The 15,646-nt window shown below is 41.3% G+C and carries 13 protein-coding genes; 7 read left to right on the forward strand and 6 right to left on the reverse strand.

Features of this window, described 5'->3' with window-relative positions:
* Positions 1-115: 115 nt before the first annotated feature.
* Positions 116-1,945, reverse strand: a complete 1,830-nt coding sequence (locus F907_RS12730; RefSeq protein WP_005269761.1) for a phosphoenolpyruvate carboxykinase (GTP) — start codon at positions 1,943-1,945, stop codon at positions 116-118.
* A gap of 398 nt (positions 1,946-2,343) precedes the next feature.
* Between F907_RS12730 and F907_RS12725 the strand changes: the two genes are divergently transcribed.
* From F907_RS12725 to groL, 5 genes are all read left to right on the forward strand, one after another.
* The gene (locus F907_RS12725; protein ID WP_005269762.1) at positions 2,344-3,282 is read left to right on the forward strand and encodes a diacylglycerol/lipid kinase family protein; all 939 of its coding nucleotides are present in this window, start codon (positions 2,344-2,346) and stop codon (positions 3,280-3,282) included.
* Complete coding sequence (locus F907_RS12720; protein WP_016651640.1) at positions 3,263-4,024, forward strand: metallophosphoesterase family protein; 762 nt, start codon at positions 3,263-3,265, stop codon at positions 4,022-4,024. The genes F907_RS12725 and F907_RS12720 overlap by 20 nt, the downstream gene beginning before the upstream one ends.
* A gap of 167 nt (positions 4,025-4,191) precedes the next feature.
* The gene (locus tag F907_RS12715; RefSeq protein ID WP_016651641.1) at positions 4,192-5,751 is read left to right on the forward strand and encodes a type I secretion C-terminal target domain-containing protein; all 1,560 of its coding nucleotides are present in this window, start codon (positions 4,192-4,194) and stop codon (positions 5,749-5,751) included.
* A 236-nt stretch (positions 5,752-5,987) separates the two neighbouring features.
* Positions 5,988-6,278, forward strand: coding sequence for a co-chaperone GroES (locus F907_RS12710; RefSeq protein WP_004652030.1), 291 nt, complete (start codon positions 5,988-5,990; stop codon positions 6,276-6,278).
* 59 nt (positions 6,279-6,337) lie between these two features.
* The gene (gene groL / locus F907_RS12705; protein WP_016651642.1) at positions 6,338-7,972 is read left to right on the forward strand and encodes a chaperonin GroEL; all 1,635 of its coding nucleotides are present in this window, start codon (positions 6,338-6,340) and stop codon (positions 7,970-7,972) included.
* A gap of 68 nt (positions 7,973-8,040) precedes the next feature.
* Here the strand turns inward: groL and F907_RS12700 are convergent, their stop codons facing one another.
* Entirely contained in the window at positions 8,041-8,415 is a 375-nt protein-coding gene (locus tag F907_RS12700) for a diacylglycerol kinase (protein ID WP_005269785.1), read from the reverse strand.
* A gap of 190 nt (positions 8,416-8,605) precedes the next feature.
* On the opposite strand from F907_RS12700, the gene F907_RS12695 reads away from it, so the two are divergent.
* Positions 8,606-9,673, forward strand: coding sequence for a 4-phosphoerythronate dehydrogenase (locus F907_RS12695; RefSeq protein WP_016651643.1), 1,068 nt, complete (start codon positions 8,606-8,608; stop codon positions 9,671-9,673).
* Positions 9,670-10,653, forward strand: a complete 984-nt coding sequence (gene epmA / locus F907_RS12690) for an EF-P lysine aminoacylase EpmA (RefSeq protein ID WP_032861891.1) — start codon at positions 9,670-9,672, stop codon at positions 10,651-10,653. The genes F907_RS12695 and epmA overlap by 4 nt, the downstream gene beginning before the upstream one ends.
* A 13-nt stretch (positions 10,654-10,666) precedes the next feature.
* Here epmA and F907_RS12685 read toward each other — a convergent pair whose 3' ends face one another.
* The 4 genes from F907_RS12685 to F907_RS12670 form a co-directional block, all read right to left on the reverse strand.
* Entirely contained in the window at positions 10,667-11,794 is a 1,128-nt protein-coding gene (locus tag F907_RS12685; protein ID WP_005269788.1) for a helix-turn-helix transcriptional regulator, read from the reverse strand.
* Between the two features lie 352 nt (positions 11,795-12,146).
* Positions 12,147-13,151 carry an SUMF1/EgtB/PvdO family nonheme iron enzyme gene (locus F907_RS12680; RefSeq protein WP_016651645.1) on the reverse strand — a complete coding sequence of 335 codons (1,005 nt, stop codon included), beginning with the start codon at positions 13,149-13,151 and terminating at the stop codon, positions 12,147-12,149.
* Positions 13,148-14,830 carry an arylsulfatase gene (locus tag F907_RS12675; RefSeq protein WP_016651646.1) on the reverse strand — a complete coding sequence of 561 codons (1,683 nt, stop codon included), beginning with the start codon at positions 14,828-14,830 and terminating at the stop codon, positions 13,148-13,150. The genes F907_RS12680 and F907_RS12675 overlap by 4 nt, the downstream gene beginning before the upstream one ends.
* A gap of 134 nt (positions 14,831-14,964) precedes the next feature.
* Positions 14,965-15,582, reverse strand: a complete 618-nt coding sequence (locus tag F907_RS12670) for a rhomboid family intramembrane serine protease (RefSeq protein ID WP_005145015.1) — start codon at positions 15,580-15,582, stop codon at positions 14,965-14,967.
* Positions 15,583-15,646: the final 64 nt, after the last annotated feature.

Genomic DNA, 15,646 nt, shown 5'->3' on the forward strand with positions numbered 1-15,646 from the left:
TGATAGGCGAATTTAATAGAATTTTTCGAAGAGGCGACAATAAAAAAGGCCGCCGAAGCGACCTTTTTTATAATCTCCCTGAGTCCCTCTTTAATAAAGAGGGGAATTAAGGTGATTAAGCAGATTTAACAGCTGCTAATAATTCATTTTGACGATCTTTAAGCGCTTGAGGTAAGCGAGCACCAAGTTTAGTAAATAGCTCAGTGTGGCTTTCAAGCTCTTTGATCCATTGATCTTTGTCTTGAGCAGTAACAGTGTTGAATTGCTCTTTAGAGAAATCAATACCAGTCCAGTTCAATTGTTCGTAAGTTGGAACATAGCCAATTGGTGTTTCAGTTGCTTCTGCACGACCTTCACAACGATCAATGATCCACTCAAGAACACGCATGTTTTGACCGAAACCAGGCCATACGAAGTTACCTTCGGCATCACGACGGAACCAGTTTACGTTGAAGATTTTTGGTAATTTATTACCCGCAGCTTCAGCTTTCGCGCCGACTTTTTTGCCCATGTCTAACCAGTGACCGAAGTAATCAGCCATGTTGTAGCCCGCAAATGGAAGCATTGCGAATGGGTCACGACGAACGATACCTTGTTGGCCAACAGCCGCAGCAGTAGTTTCAGAACCCATGGTTGCAGCTTTATAAACGCCATCCACCCAGTCAAATGCTTCAGAAACTAAAGGCACTGTGTCTGCACGACGACCGCCAAAGATGAATGCAGAGATTGGTACACCTGCTGGATTTTCCCAGTCAGCATCAATCGAAGGGCATTGACCCGCAGAAACAGTAAAGCGTGAGTTTGGATGCGCTGCTTTTTCGCCTTCAACGTAAGGTTGACCTTTCCAAGTAATCAGGTCTGCTGGAACTTCTTTAGTTAGACCTTCCCACCATACTTCGCCGTCTTTGGTTACAGCAACGTTGGTATAAATCACATCTTTATGCATCGTTGCGATACAGTTCGGGTTAGTCTTGGTATTTGTACCAGGCGCAACACCGAAGAAACCAGCTTCTGGGTTGATGGCATATAAGCGACCATCTTCACCTGGTTTGATCCAAGCAATATCGTCACCTACAGTCTCGATCTTCCAGCCTTCGTAGCCTGCTGGTGGAATCAACATTGCAAAGTTGGTTTTACCACAAGCAGAAGGGAATGCTGCTGCGATGTAGTGTTTTTCACCTTGTGGGTTGGTCACGCCTAAAATAAGCATGTGTTCAGCTAACCAGCCTTGCTCACGACCCATTGCAGACGCAATACGTAATGCCAAGCATTTTTTGCCTAGTAGTGCATTACCGCCGTAGCCAGAACCGTAAGACCAGATTTCACGTGTTTCTGGGTAGTGAACGATATATTTTTCATTATTACATGGCCAAGCAACATCTTTCTCGCCATCTTTAAGCGGTGCAGCAACAGTGTGTACACATGGGATAAACTCGCCATCGGTGCCTAACACGTCATAAACTGCTTTGCCCATACGTGCCATTTTTGTCATGCTGACGGCAACGTAAGGAGAATCTGTTAACTCAATACCGATATGAGCAATGTGGCTTCCTAAAGGACCCATCGAGAAGGGAACCACATACATGGTACGGCCTTCCATTGCACCGTCAAATAATCCATTTAATTTTGCACGCATCTCAGCAGGAGCAACCCAGTTATTGGTTGCGCCAGCATCTTCTTGATTTTGAGAGCAGATATAAGTGCGATCTTCAACACGAGCAACGTCAGAAGGGTCAGAATTTGCAAGATAAGAACCAGGATGTTTTTCTTGGTTGAGTTTCTGCATGGTGCCGTTAGCGATCATCAAGTCCATAAGACGTTGATATTCTTCTTCGCTGCCGTCACACCATTCGATTTTTGCTGGTTTGGTTAATTTTGCAATTTCTTCCACCCATGCAATTAGCTTAGGGTGACGAACGAATTCTGGTGCGTTCACTTGGGTCATGGTGATGCCTTTTTAAAGTGTGTACAACGTACAAGTTCTATCTACTGGATGGCAGTAAGACAGAGGAAGTAAAAAAAGTGGCTGTATTAAAGCATAAAATCATAAAAAATATAAGACTAAAGAATGGGTGGGGGGATTGAGGTGCTTAGGGGGTATTCCTTTTATTTTATTGTTTTTAAATGACTTTATTATTTTATATTTTGGTATTTTGTTTATTTATATATGTTATTTTTGTTATAAATCATATTTTAAAACAATGATTTAATTTATTTTTTGCTTTTTTGAGAATTGTTATTGATTATATGAATGAAGCTCATTCAAAATTTACATAAACAAGCTTTTATTTGTTGATTTTGTAAACAAAAATATGATTATTCTCGCCCTTAAGGTGGATGTTAATGACTCAGAATTTACAGCCTTTATCTATTATTTATAATCAAAAATCAGGTTTTCATGCAGCGCAGCAGGATGAAGAATATGAGCGTCTCATGACCTTCTGGACGCAATATGGATTCGAAATCCAGGTATTTGAGTTAAATCAGCAGGTCAACTTTGATGAGATGATGCAAGATGTTTTACTTCGGCATCGACAGGCTGATTTTCGTGGTGTTGTGGTTGCTGCAGGTGGGGATGGGACTCTGAATGCGGTTGCCAAGAAGCTAATTCATACCGATATCCCGATGGGAATTATACCGTTGGGAACGTTTAATTATGTGGCTCGGGCATTAAACATCCCCATTGATGTTGCTCAAGCGGCAGAGGTGATCGCAACGGGGAAAATACAAGATGTTCATGTGGCAGCGATCAATGACCAGATTTATTTGAATAATGCGAGTTTGGGGCTCTATCCTTTATTTATTAAGAAACGTGAACTTTATAATCAACGGTTAGGGCGTTTTCCCTTAAATGCCTATACATCGGGTTTAGATGTATTGCTGCGTGAATATAAGTCATTGAAATTAGCTGTCACTGTAGATGGTCAAAAATATCCAGTTGCGACCCCATTGATTTTCTTTGGTAATAATCAACTGCAGCTCAGTGATATGAAATTAAGAATTGCGAAATGTGCGGCAGATGGCAAACTGGCAGGTGTTGTCGTTGCGAAAAGTGATCGTCTCAGTTTATTGAAAATGTTATGGAAACTCATTCAGGGCAAAATTGATCAAGCTGCTGATGTGTATTCATTTTGTGCCGAGCATATACAGGTTGACTGTAAAAAGCCAAAATTAACGGTAGCTGTAGATGGAGAGCTTATGGAAATGCAAACCCCATTAAAATTTTCAGTTGAAAAATCTGCATTAAAAGTGATGGTTCCTAATGCTATTACATCTGTCTGACCTACATTTTGGAACGGAACGCGAAGTTTGTATTCAGGCGATCAAGCGGTTTTGTTTAGAGCATCAGCCAGAAGCTGTGGTTGTCAGTGGTGATCTCACCCAACGTGCACGTTTTAAGCAATTCTATGCATGTCGTCAATTTTTAGATGCCTTGTCGATTCCTTATCTGGTGGTTCCTGGCAATCATGATATTCCACTCTTCCATATCTGGAACCGTTTTTTCTCGCCCTTTGTTCGTTATCAGGCGTTCTTTGGTCGCTTGGAAACCACATTGGAAACAGAGCATTTTTATATTGTAGGGATGAATAGCATTCGCCGTAGATACCATACGCGTGGACATATTTCGCTGGAGCAAATCCACGAAACTGACGAAAAGCTAAACAATGCTCCGCCAAATAAACTTAAGTTGGTGACCTTCCATCAGCCTTTTTATACTTTTCCCAATCAGCATGGGGATAAGGACTGTCCTGTACTTGCGAAAATTGCATTAAAGCGCTGGGGGGAACGGGGCTTATCAGGTTTATTGCATGGGCATCTACATAACGTAGCCGTGCATGATTTAAATCAGATTTTTCAGTTGGGATTTAATCATCCGATTTTAGATATCCATGCAGGTACAGCAACTTCGAATCGATTACGTTTTGGATTAACCAATAGTTTTAATGTGATTTTGAAGGATGGAACGGTGGAACATTATTGGTTAGATGAACAAGAGAGGCTTTTTAAGCCTTCCAGATTCTAGCCGTATTAAAGGCTTTATAATTGATAAGATTTTTATATTGAAATAAAAATATAATTATTAATTTCTTAACAGTTTGTTTTGTTTGAACTTTTATTGATTTTGAAATATATTCAAGGCTCTTAAATTTTAAGAAAATAAAAATATTTAATTTAATGAAGGATGGGGAAATGAAAAAAAAGCAAAGTCAGAGTGACTCTTTAATTCCATATAAAGTGTTAAATAATCATATAGGATATGAGCTGTTTGATTTGAATAAGGTGAATCTTTTTGAGCAAGCTGCAATTCAATTAAATAACATACTTATTGATAAAAAAACGAATATAAATATTGGGGTGAATAGTGAAAAACCAGTTGGTTTCATTGATCATGATATCGCTGGAAATATTACAAAGAGTTACGACGGAGGCTATTTTTTTAGCTTTTTGAATACAGCTTTGCATAAGGTCGTATCAAAGGCTTATAGCCTTTTTGATGCTGATTTTTTTAAAACTTTAGATGCTATGTCTATTGATCAGTTTAAGGGGAATAGTGGAGATAACATTTATTATGTCAATCACTCTTCTGATTTTGTACAAGAGTATAGTACTGAATATTATGAAATATTTGGGGATGTCTGGGTTGATAATAGCTACTATGAATCACAATGGGTCGAGAGTGGCTATGAACATCAAAACCTGATTGTTGATGGATATAATGAATCTATATGGGTTGAAAGTGGATATTACGATCAAGTTGAGGTAGTGGAGGGGCGTACAGAGCAAGTTTTAGTGGAGCAAGGTTATTTTGAAACACAAAAAGTTTATAAAGATCAAGCTGGAAAGGTTTATATAGATGACAATTCACCTAGCGGTCATTATTATCAATATTTGGCTCAATATTATGATGCTAAAACAAAGACTTGGCAGGATGGGTACGCGTTAGATTGGATTGAGTCGAAAACTGTTTGGATTGACACCAGTTATTATCAAGAACAATGGATTGAGACCAATCATTATCAAAAAACAATATGGGTTGATACAAGTCACTATGAGGATCAATGGGTCGATACAAGTCATTATGAAAAGGAATGGATTGACACCAGTGGTTATGAAAATATTTTAATAAGCAGTGGCTATTGGGAAAATCAAATAGTTGAATTAGGCTATCGGGATGTAGATTTCGGTGGACACGATAAGATATTTAGTTCTGTAAGCTATAATTTAAGTGACGATTTTGCTGAAATAAATGTTTTAGGATCGGAACAGCAATACCTTCAAAGTGGTAAATATGTTGAGGATCTAGAGCTAATTGGGTATGCAAATCTCAATGCCACGGGCAATGGATTAGATAATCTGATTACAGGCAATGCTGGAAATAATAGTCTAGATGGTCGTGGTGGTCACGACACCTATGTTGGAGGCATTGGTTCAGATACGGTGGTTTATACCCTATTGAATTGTAGCGATGGGCTTGTGGATCGCTGGCAAGATTTTCATGTTGGTAATGTCTGGACAGATTCACAAGCGGACAAGATTGATCTCAGTCAATTATTGACAGATTATGCTGGAGACGGCTCGGTTACCTCTCTGGAAAAATTCATTCATGTGAATCAAGAGGGTGATAATACGATCGTTAGTATTGATCGAGATGGTGAAGCCTCTGTTGAGAACAGTGTTCATTTGGTAGCACTCAACAATGTCAACACAACATTGAGTGAATTATTGGGTAATCATCAAATTATTTTTTAAACGTCTTTTTTATCAAAATGAAGAGCTGTCAATGACAGCTTTTTTTGTTAGCTGTAGACAATTTGTTCAATCAAAATCAGTTTGCAGAAAAAATACTAAAAAAGTCGAGTTTTTTTTCATTTCCCCCTTGAAGCCATTTTTTTCAACCCCACAAAAGTGGCATATCAAAATTTTATGTATTGCCAAGAACTGGCGGTACACATTAATCAAAAAGACTAAGTCTGATGGAGTTAACTATGAGCAACATTCGTCCATTACATGATCGTGTTGTGATTCGTCGCGTAGAAGAAGAAACTAAAACGGCTGGTGGTATTTTACTTCCAGGTTCTGCTGCTGAAAAACCATCTCAAGGTGAAGTAATCGCAGTGGGTAATGGTCAGATCACTGACAATGGCGTTCGTGCTTTAGACGTTAAAGTTGGCGATAAAGTATTGTTTGGTACTTATGCCGGTACAACAGTAAAAGTAAGTGGTGAAGAGCTCTTGATCATGAAAGAGTCAGACATCTTAGCGGTACTTGAAGGCTAATCGATACCTAACTCAAATTTATTATCAGATTCAGTATTTAAAAAGATTCGGAGTTTAACATGTCAGCTAAAGACGTAAAATTTGGTGATTCAGCTCGCTCAAAAATGATTGCAGGCGTCAACGTACTTGCAGATGCGGTAAAAGTAACTTTAGGTCCTAAAGGCCGTAACGTTGTGATCGACCGTTCTTTCGGTGCTCCACACATCACTAAAGATGGTGTAACCGTTGCAAAAGAAATTTCATTAAAAGACAAGTTTGAAAACATGGGTGCTCAACTTGTTCGTGAAGTTTCTTCTAAGACCAATGACATCGCGGGTGACGGTACAACAACGGCAACTGTACTTGCTCAAGCAATCTTGAACGAAGGGATCAAATCTGTAACTGCAGGTATGAACCCAATGGATTTAAAACGTGGTATCGACATCGCAGTGAAAACGGTTGTTGAAAATATCCGTACCAATGCAAAACCTGCAGATGACTTCAAGGCAATTGAACAAGTCGGTTCGATTTCTGCAAACTCTGACACCACTGTTGGTAAGTTGATTGCACAAGCAATGGAAAAAGTGGGTAAAGAAGGTGTAATTACTGTAGAAGAAGGTTCTGGCTTCGAAGACGCTTTAGACGTTGTAGAGGGTATGCAGTTCGACCGTGGTTATATCTCTCCATATTTCGCGAACAAGCAAGATACATTGACTGCGGAACTTGAAAATCCATTCATCCTTCTTGTTGACAAAAAAATCAGCAACATTCGTGAATTGATCGCTGTACTAGAAGCCGTTGCTAAAACAGGTAAACCACTTCTTATCATCGCTGAAGATGTTGAAGGTGAAGCGCTTGCGACACTTGTTGTGAACAACATGCGCGGTATCATCAAAGTATGTGCGGTAAAAGCACCTGGTTTTGGTGACCGTCGTAAAGCAATGCTTCAAGACATCGCGATCTTGACTGGCGCGACTGTGATTTCTGAAGAAGTGGGTATGTCTTTAGAACAGGCTTCTCTTCAAGATTTAGGTACTGCACATAAGATCACTGTTTCTAAAGAAAACACAGTGATTGTTGATGGTGCTGGTAATGCAGCGCAAATCGCTGAACGTGTTCAACAGATCCGTGCGCAAATTGAAGAATCTACTTCTGAATATGACAAAGAAAAACTTCAAGAACGTGTTGCTAAATTAGCAGGCGGCGTTGCAGTCATCAAAATTGGTGCAGCAACTGAAGTTGAAATGAAAGAGAAGAAAGACCGTGTAGACGATGCACTTCATGCAACGCGTGCTGCGGTTGAAGAAGGTGTTGTTGCTGGTGGTGGTGTTGCACTGGTACGCGCAGTGAATGTGTTAGATAACTTAAAAGGTGCTAACGAAGATCAAACTGCGGGTATTAACATTTTACGTCGTGCAATCGAAGCGCCTCTTCGTCAAATCGTTTCGAATGCAGGTGATGAGCCTTCAGTTGTGATCAATGCAGTTAAAGCGGGCGAAGGTAACTTCGGTTATAACGCTGCTACTGGCGAATATGGCGATATGTTGGAAATGGGTATTCTTGACCCAGCGAAAGTAACACGTTCTGCACTTGAGCACGCAGCTTCTGTGGCTGGTTTGATGTTGACAACTGAATGTATGATTACTGATATCCCAGAAGATAAACCAGCTGCTCCAGATATGGGCGGTATGGGTGGTATGGGCGGCATGATGTAATACATCTTCGTCTAGATCAAAAAATCCCTGCATATGCAGGGATTTTTTTATGTAAAAAGATCGAATTTCTATCGAAATAAAATAATCATCCATGTAAAGAAGATAATGGCTAAAGAGACAAATTGTGCAGCACTGCCCATATCTTTGGCATTTTTAGACAGTGGATTTTTTTCCAAGGAAACGCGATCAACTACGGCTTCAATGGCTGAGTTAAATAGTTCTACAATAATCGCCAGTAAACAGACAGCGACCATCAGCGCTTGCTCAACTGCGGTGACAGTCAAGAAGAAACTGAGCGGGATCAAAATTACATTGAGTAATAGAATTTGTCGGAAAGCAGCTTCATAGCGAAAAGCAGCTTTAAAACCAGCAACTGAATAGCCTGTGGCATTGAGAATCCGTTTAATGCCATTTTTGCCTTTATAAGGAGAGTATTGCGTCATTACGATGGAGGAATTAGGGAAAGTTCTAGTATAAGAGCAAAGATGTTGCAGTAAATTGGCAATATGTCGCATGCGTGTAGCAAGAGCAGCATTTTTCGGTCATTTAATCACTACAGAGTTGTATTTATGAATTGTCAATTGGGAGTCTGCTAAGGATAATAGGCTGAGATTTATTGATGGAAGCTTCTGTATGAAAATTATCGCAGATGAAAATTTGGCATTTACCGATTATTTCTTTGCGGAATTTGCAGAAATACAGCATCGTGCAGGGCGAACGCTAACACACAGTGATGTGCAGGATGCCGATGCACTTTTGGTTCGGTCGGTGACCAAAGTGAATCATGCGTTGATTGATCAGAGCAAAATAAAATTTGTGGGCAGTGCCACCATTGGAACAGATCATCTTGATTTGCAAGCATTAGAACAACAACATATTGCTTGGAGCAACGCACCAGGCTGTAATGCTCAGGCAGTCGCAGAATATGTAATTACCGCCTTACTCCATTTAGATTGCGATCTTTTAGAACAGAATAAAGCGTTTACTTTAGCCATCGTGGGGCTAGGCAATGTCGGAAGCCGTCTGGCTGTGATGGCACAATTACTGGGCTGGCATGTGATTGGCTATGATCCTTATGTGCAGTTGGCTGGTATTGAAAATGTCTCTTTTGACGAGCTGTTAAAACGTGCCGATGCCATTTCAATTCATGTACCTTTAACTGTATCGGGTGATTATCCAACACAGCATTTATTTAATGCGGCCACATTTGCTGAGATGAAGGCATCTGCGATTCTAATCAATAGTGCACGTGGTCCTGTGATCCAACAAACTGCGTTAATGGATGATATTGCAAAGACGAAACGCCAAGTGGTACTGGATGTCTTTGAGTTTGAGCCAGAGATTTCGCAACTGCTTTTAGACATGCTGGCTTTGGCGACTCCACATATTGCAGGTTATAGCTTGGAAGGTAAGGCCAGAGGGACGCAAATGATTTATGAAGCCTTTTGCCATAGCTTTAAATATGACATCTCCAAGCGTTTTGAAAGTCAATTGCCGCCAGTAGAACAATATTTTGAGCGACAGGATTTAAAAGCGGTACTTAAGCGGTATTTGACGCAGATTTATGATATCGCTGCTGATGATCAGCAACTTCGTGCCTATGTCCAAAATGGAAAGGTTGAGCAAAAAGCATTTGATTTACTTCGTAAAAACTATCCTTTGCGCCGTGAGTGGGCTGCACATGGTGGGCCAAAAGCATGAGTCAAGCAATGAAAACCTACCAACCGACCTGTTCAATCGATGCTTTAAAAGCGCGTGCAGAAATGTATCGTAAGATTCGCCAGTTTTTCGCTGAGCGGCAAGTCCTTGAGGTTGAAACACCAGTTTTGTCACAGGCAGGGGTAACCGATGTGCATTTGGCTTCAGTACAGGTGCAACGCCATATTCATGGCAAATTAAATACCCAGTATTTACAGACCTCTCCCGAATTTCCAATGAAGCGTTTATTGGCCAGTGGCAGTGGGCCGATCTATCAAATCTGTAAAGTTTTCCGCGATGATGAGCATGGTCGTAAGCACAATAGTGAATTTACCATGCTGGAATGGTATCGACCGGGGCTCGATTTGAAAGGATTAATGCATGAAACTGCTGATCTGTTAGAAAGCTGTTTGGCGCATCGCTTTGGCGAAATCCGTCCTGTTGTTCTCAGTTATAAACATGCGTTTCAGGATCGTTTGGAAATTAATCCTTTACAGGCAAGCCTGAAGCAGCTTAAAGACACGGCCAATCGGGTTGGCCTGAATCTTGATTTGGGCGATGACCGTCTGGGCTATATGGATTTGTTATTTTCTCATTTTGTCGAGCCGAGTTTAGGCTTTGATGCCCCTGTATTTTTAACTGATTTTCCACCTGAAATGGCTTCGCTGGCAAAAGTGAAACAGGATGCAGACGGTGAACTGGTTGCAGCACGTTTTGAGGTGTATATCGAAGGCTTGGAGCTAGCCAATGCCTATGATGAACTTTTGGATGCCGAGGTTCTGGCTTCTCGTTTTCAGGCAGACAATACAGAGCGCGCTCAGCAAGGATTACCTGTCATTCCAACGGATCAGCATTTGTTGGCGGCCTTGCCGAACATGCCAGAATGTTCAGGTATTGCTTTAGGTGTGGATCGATTGTTGATGGTGGTTATGAACCAGCTCAACATTAATCAGGTGATTGCCTTTCCCGCCGAGATTGCATAAGGGGTATTCGAGATTATACCCACTGCATCAACAATTGAATCAATTCACTTTGTCGGTGCGTGTTGGTTTTCTTGAAAATCGATTGTAAATGTTTTTTTACGGTATCTGCTTGAATGTCATGTGTAAGGGCAATTTCTTTGGTGGTTTTACCTTCAAGCAGTTGCTCGCAGATTTTGTGCTCAACAGGGGTAAACATAAAAAGTTGCGTACAAATGTCTTTCTGGTATTTGGGCTTAGGCTTAAGCCCTGAGAATGTTGCCAGTAAGACTGGGCGTAAACCAAAAATCTTATGTGTTTTTTCTGGGCTGAGTAAATCCAGTGTTAGGAATAAATGTTGATCTAGCATCATGACTTTGCTGCGTTGTGCATGTGCCAGATCGTGATGGTTTTTATAAAGACGTTCTAATTCAATCAAGTTCTGATCGAATTGTTGTTGCTTGTTTTCATTCAATAGGAAGCGGCGTTGCTTAATCTGGATCTGTTCATTCGATGCTAATAATTGTTCTGCCTCAGTATTAATTTCAAGGATATCGCCATTCAGATTAATAATTGCGATCGGCTGATTCATTTTTTGAATCAGTTGTGACCCAAGTAAGGTCATGGTGGAATATTCAAAATGATGCCGATATTGCTGAATCTTTTGCTGCAGCATTGGCAAAATCTCGTACACCGGTTCTAGCTCAGTGCAGTTTAAAGCACCACGATCAGGACTGGTGAGAAAGGCTAGAATGACACAAACTTTGTGGTCATAAATCACCTGAATGGCTGAGCAGAAGCGTAAATTCAGGGGAGCTAAGACTTGTTGGTAGACTTGAGTCTGGATAATTTCTTGTTCTGCAAAATGTTGGACGCAATGCATCCAGCCTGACATCGGGGCTGCTAATAATTTTTTTAAACGTGGATCATCATCAAATTCGAGGCGGATCTGTTTAAGAGCAGCTTGTTCAAGTTGATTGGCATCAAAATCGACGCCGTGATGAACACTGAAAGAAAGCGCTTGTACCTCAAGGTCGACAGCCAGCAGTTGGGATGCCTGCAGATCAAAGTAATGGTTCAGTTGTTCCAGAAAAATCATCCAATCATCAGCATGCTGAACCTTGTTCAATATTTTGAGGACAGCGCCATGCTGGATTAGATTCATCTAAAAATTCCATCAGAAGAATAAAATATATCCTTGTAGTTTATATCGGTTGTTAATAAATGAAATTACTAATTGGAAAAAATGTGATTTATTATGCAATTATCGGATGAAGTGGATTATTTGGTATAAATAAAAAGGCGATAAGAGACCTAAACCTATAAAGACTTAAGGTGGATTCATAATTACTTTGTAGTGGGAAAGGCTCAATTTCATCACTGAACAATCAGCTTGAACAGAACGAGTGCAAAAGAGAATGCACCAGAAATTTGATGCATTATTTTTTGATTCACTTTGAACGCGATATTGAATTTCTTACGCATAGGTCGTCAAAAATGCTGAACAGCAGTAGGTATCAAGATTGCGTGCGTAAGATGGTTCTAAACCCGACATGGGTTGCAGCTAAATCAAATTCTTGTGGGTAACGACTACTATTTCGATAACGAGCACAAAAGTTAGAAGCACATAAAAAAGAACCGCCCTTCAATACATATTGCGTTGCAGTGCTGTTCTGTTGTCGCAGTTCCGCATAATTGCCCATGTGTTGATCATGTGCGCCGTGATAGACAGAAGACGTCCATTCCCAGACATTGCCAATCATATCGAATAATTGAAAGGCATTGGCGGGGTAACATCCCACGGGAGCTACACCGTCGAAGTGATCTTCCGCTGTATTGTTGAGTGGGAATTCACCTTGCCAGTAATTGGCTTGGGGATGTTGATGCGCATCTTGAGGTGCTTGGTGTAAAGGGGTATCTGTTGTTGATCCAGCTTTGGCGGCATACTCCCATTCTTGTTCGGAAGGTAAATCTCGCCCTAACCAGACCGCATAATGTTCTGCATCATTTTTGGTGACATAACGCACAGGTTCGGAGGGAAGAGGAGCTTGACCTGCTGCGCCGTTGGGGGTTTTCCAAGAGTAATCGCTTTTCAGTTGCCACCATTGATTCGGATGATTTACATCAGGGGAAAATACAGCTGCCTGTTTTTGTTTCTCCGCATCGGTGATATAGCCTGTTGCTTTGATAAAACTGGCAAATTGGGCAACTGTCACCTCCGTTTGGTCAATCCAGAACCCTTCAACTTGGCGTTGTGGTTTGCCAAAATTCAGCTCATCAGGGTAGGCTAAATTGGAACCGAGTTGAAATGTTCCTTGCGGAATCCAAACCATGCCCGCAGTTTTACTGTGTTGCCATGCATGGGGTAAGCCAGAATACTGTTGGCATTGCGGCAATGAGCCAAGGGGAGCTGTGACAGTCGCCGTTTGCCGATGGGACGTTGTGGCGTCTGGGGCAACTTTGCTACAGCCTGCCACAAGGGACAGGCTGCAGAGTGAGATTAAAATGGGCGAGAGTTTCATTTAAGGAAGTATTCCTTGACGCCATTTTGTTGGGTGTATTTATTATAAACATCCACCAACTCTTGCAGCTTGGCTGGGTTCTCCTGCGCAAGATTTCGAGTTTCTCCCCGGTCATTTTTGAGGTTGTAGAGCTCCCATGTACCCGTCCCAAGTCCAGATGTTCCTTGTAGGGCGATTTTCCAGTCTCCTTGACGTGCATATTTACTGCCATGTAATTCATCAGCAAAACTAAAGTTCACAGGGCGAATTGCTTGAGCCTTATTTTCAAGTACAGCTTTCCAAGAATAGCCACTTGGTGTATTAATTGGGCGACCTTTGTATTGGCCTTGTGGAACGGCAATGTTGGCATAGTCAAGAACCGTTGGGAAAACATCAAGAACGGAAGCAAAGCCATGATAGGTTGCTTGTGCTTTGCTTTGATCAGGCAGCTTTACAATCGCAGGTGCGGTCGTTGCGCCTTCGCCTGCCGTATCTTTCCAAAGGTGAAAGGGGGCGGCACTGACTTCTGCCCAACGTGGCCCGACATAATGGTAAGAGCTTGAGGTTCCGACATTATCAACGCTATTATCAAACCCAGATTCAGCCCCATAATTACCACGGATAAAACCTTCGGCGCCATTGTCAGACACAAAGAAAATTAGAGTATTGTCATATAGATTATTGCGTTTTAGATATTGAATGACCCGACCGATGTTGGCATCCAGATTTTCGACCATACCCGCATAGATTTCCATTCTGCGTGCTTCCAAGGCCTTTTGCTCGGGTGAAAGTTCATTCCATTTACCGTATTTTTGTGGTGCATTTTGTGTGGCAATAGGGTCTGCTGCTGTAAAGTTGGCGGGGATCAGTCCGAGTTGCTTTTGGCGGGCAATCCGTGCATCTCGAATGACCTCATAGCCGACATCATAAACACCACGATAGCGGTCACGATATTCGGCAGGTGCTTGTAAGGGCCAATGTGGAGCAGTATAGGCTGCATAGGCAAAAAAGGGCTTTCCAGAGTTTTTACCTGAGTCTAAATAGCTAATCAGTTTATCGGTGTAATAATCGGTTGAGAAAAAATTATCAGGCAGAGATGAAATTGGGACGGGTTTGCCATCTTCAGTATAGGTTGCATTACGTTTATAGGCCGAAGGTGCTTGTTTAAAATGTAAGTCTAGACCTTGTAACAAGGTAAAGGAATGGTCAAAACCTTTGGCATGTGCATTGCTTGCATCGGTTAAACCCAAGTGCCATTTGCCACTGATATAGGTACGATAACCATTGTCTTTGAGAACCTCTGCTATGGAAAGTGAGCGTTCATTTAAATAGCCCTCATAACCAGGCTGTCCTTTCAGGTGTGGTGGTGTAAGTTCAGCCATGGCACCAATACCAGCCAAATGATGATCTGTGCCTGAAATCAATTGCGAACGGGTTGGGGAACAGGTTGGTGCCGTATGATAATCGGTTAGAATGCGGCCTTCTCGCGTCAGGGCATCAATGTTTGGAGTACGGATTTCTCCACCGAAAGCCCCTAAATCTGAATAGCCTAAATCATCCGCCATGATAAATAGCACATTGGGTTGTTTCTTGGTTTCAACCACGCTATTGGAGCGATCTGAATCATTATCGCTGCAAGCTGAAAGTGAAAGGCTGAATAATGCAATAGAAAGGGTAGTAAGTAAGTTGTGACCAGACATTAGAATCGACTTAATTTTCTATAAGAATTAAGGCGAGTTTAGAGTGATGATTTTTATGATAAAAATAATTAAAATTTGATTGTTAATCTTAAAAAAAGAAAAGCCCCAAGCGCGGGGCTTTGCTCTGGAATGATTTAAAATGGAATTTTGGTGAGCTGATTGAGGAAATGAGGAACTACTCTTGGTTCCAAGATAATGGTCACGACCACACCATAGGCAGCTCCCCACAAGTGGGCGCTGTGATTGATATTGCTATTGCCTCGTTTACCTGACCAGATGCTATAAGCCACATATAAAATGGCAAAAATAATGGCAGGAACAGGAATGAAGAAAACGAAAATCAGGTTCCACGGCTGGAACAGGATATAGGCAAATAGCACTGCTGAAACAGCACCAGAAGCCCCTAGGCTGGCCCAGCGAGCATCATGGCGATGTTTTAGATAGCTGGGTAGAATCGCAACAATCAGTCCACCGAGATAAAATAAAACAAAACCCATGTCATAGAAAAACTGACGGTAGAAGCTTTCAATGATATTGCCAAAGAAAAACAGCGTGATCATATTGAACAATAAATGTGTTCCATCGGCATGAATGAAACCATGTGTGATAAAACGATCATATTGTCCACGTTGCATGGCGGGTGGCCAAAAAATTAAACGGTTCATTACTGCTTGATTGGAAAATGCCAATAAGGAAATTGCCACAGTAATAATAATCAGTGTCACAGTGTGACCAAAGGGTAAATGTAACATATAGCTTTTAAATTGATCAGTGTCTAAGCAATAATGCCATTAAAAACTTAATAAACAATGATCT

Source organism: Acinetobacter colistiniresistens, from assembly GCF_000413935.1.
Taxonomy (GTDB): Bacteria; Pseudomonadota; Gammaproteobacteria; order Pseudomonadales; family Moraxellaceae; genus Acinetobacter; species Acinetobacter colistiniresistens.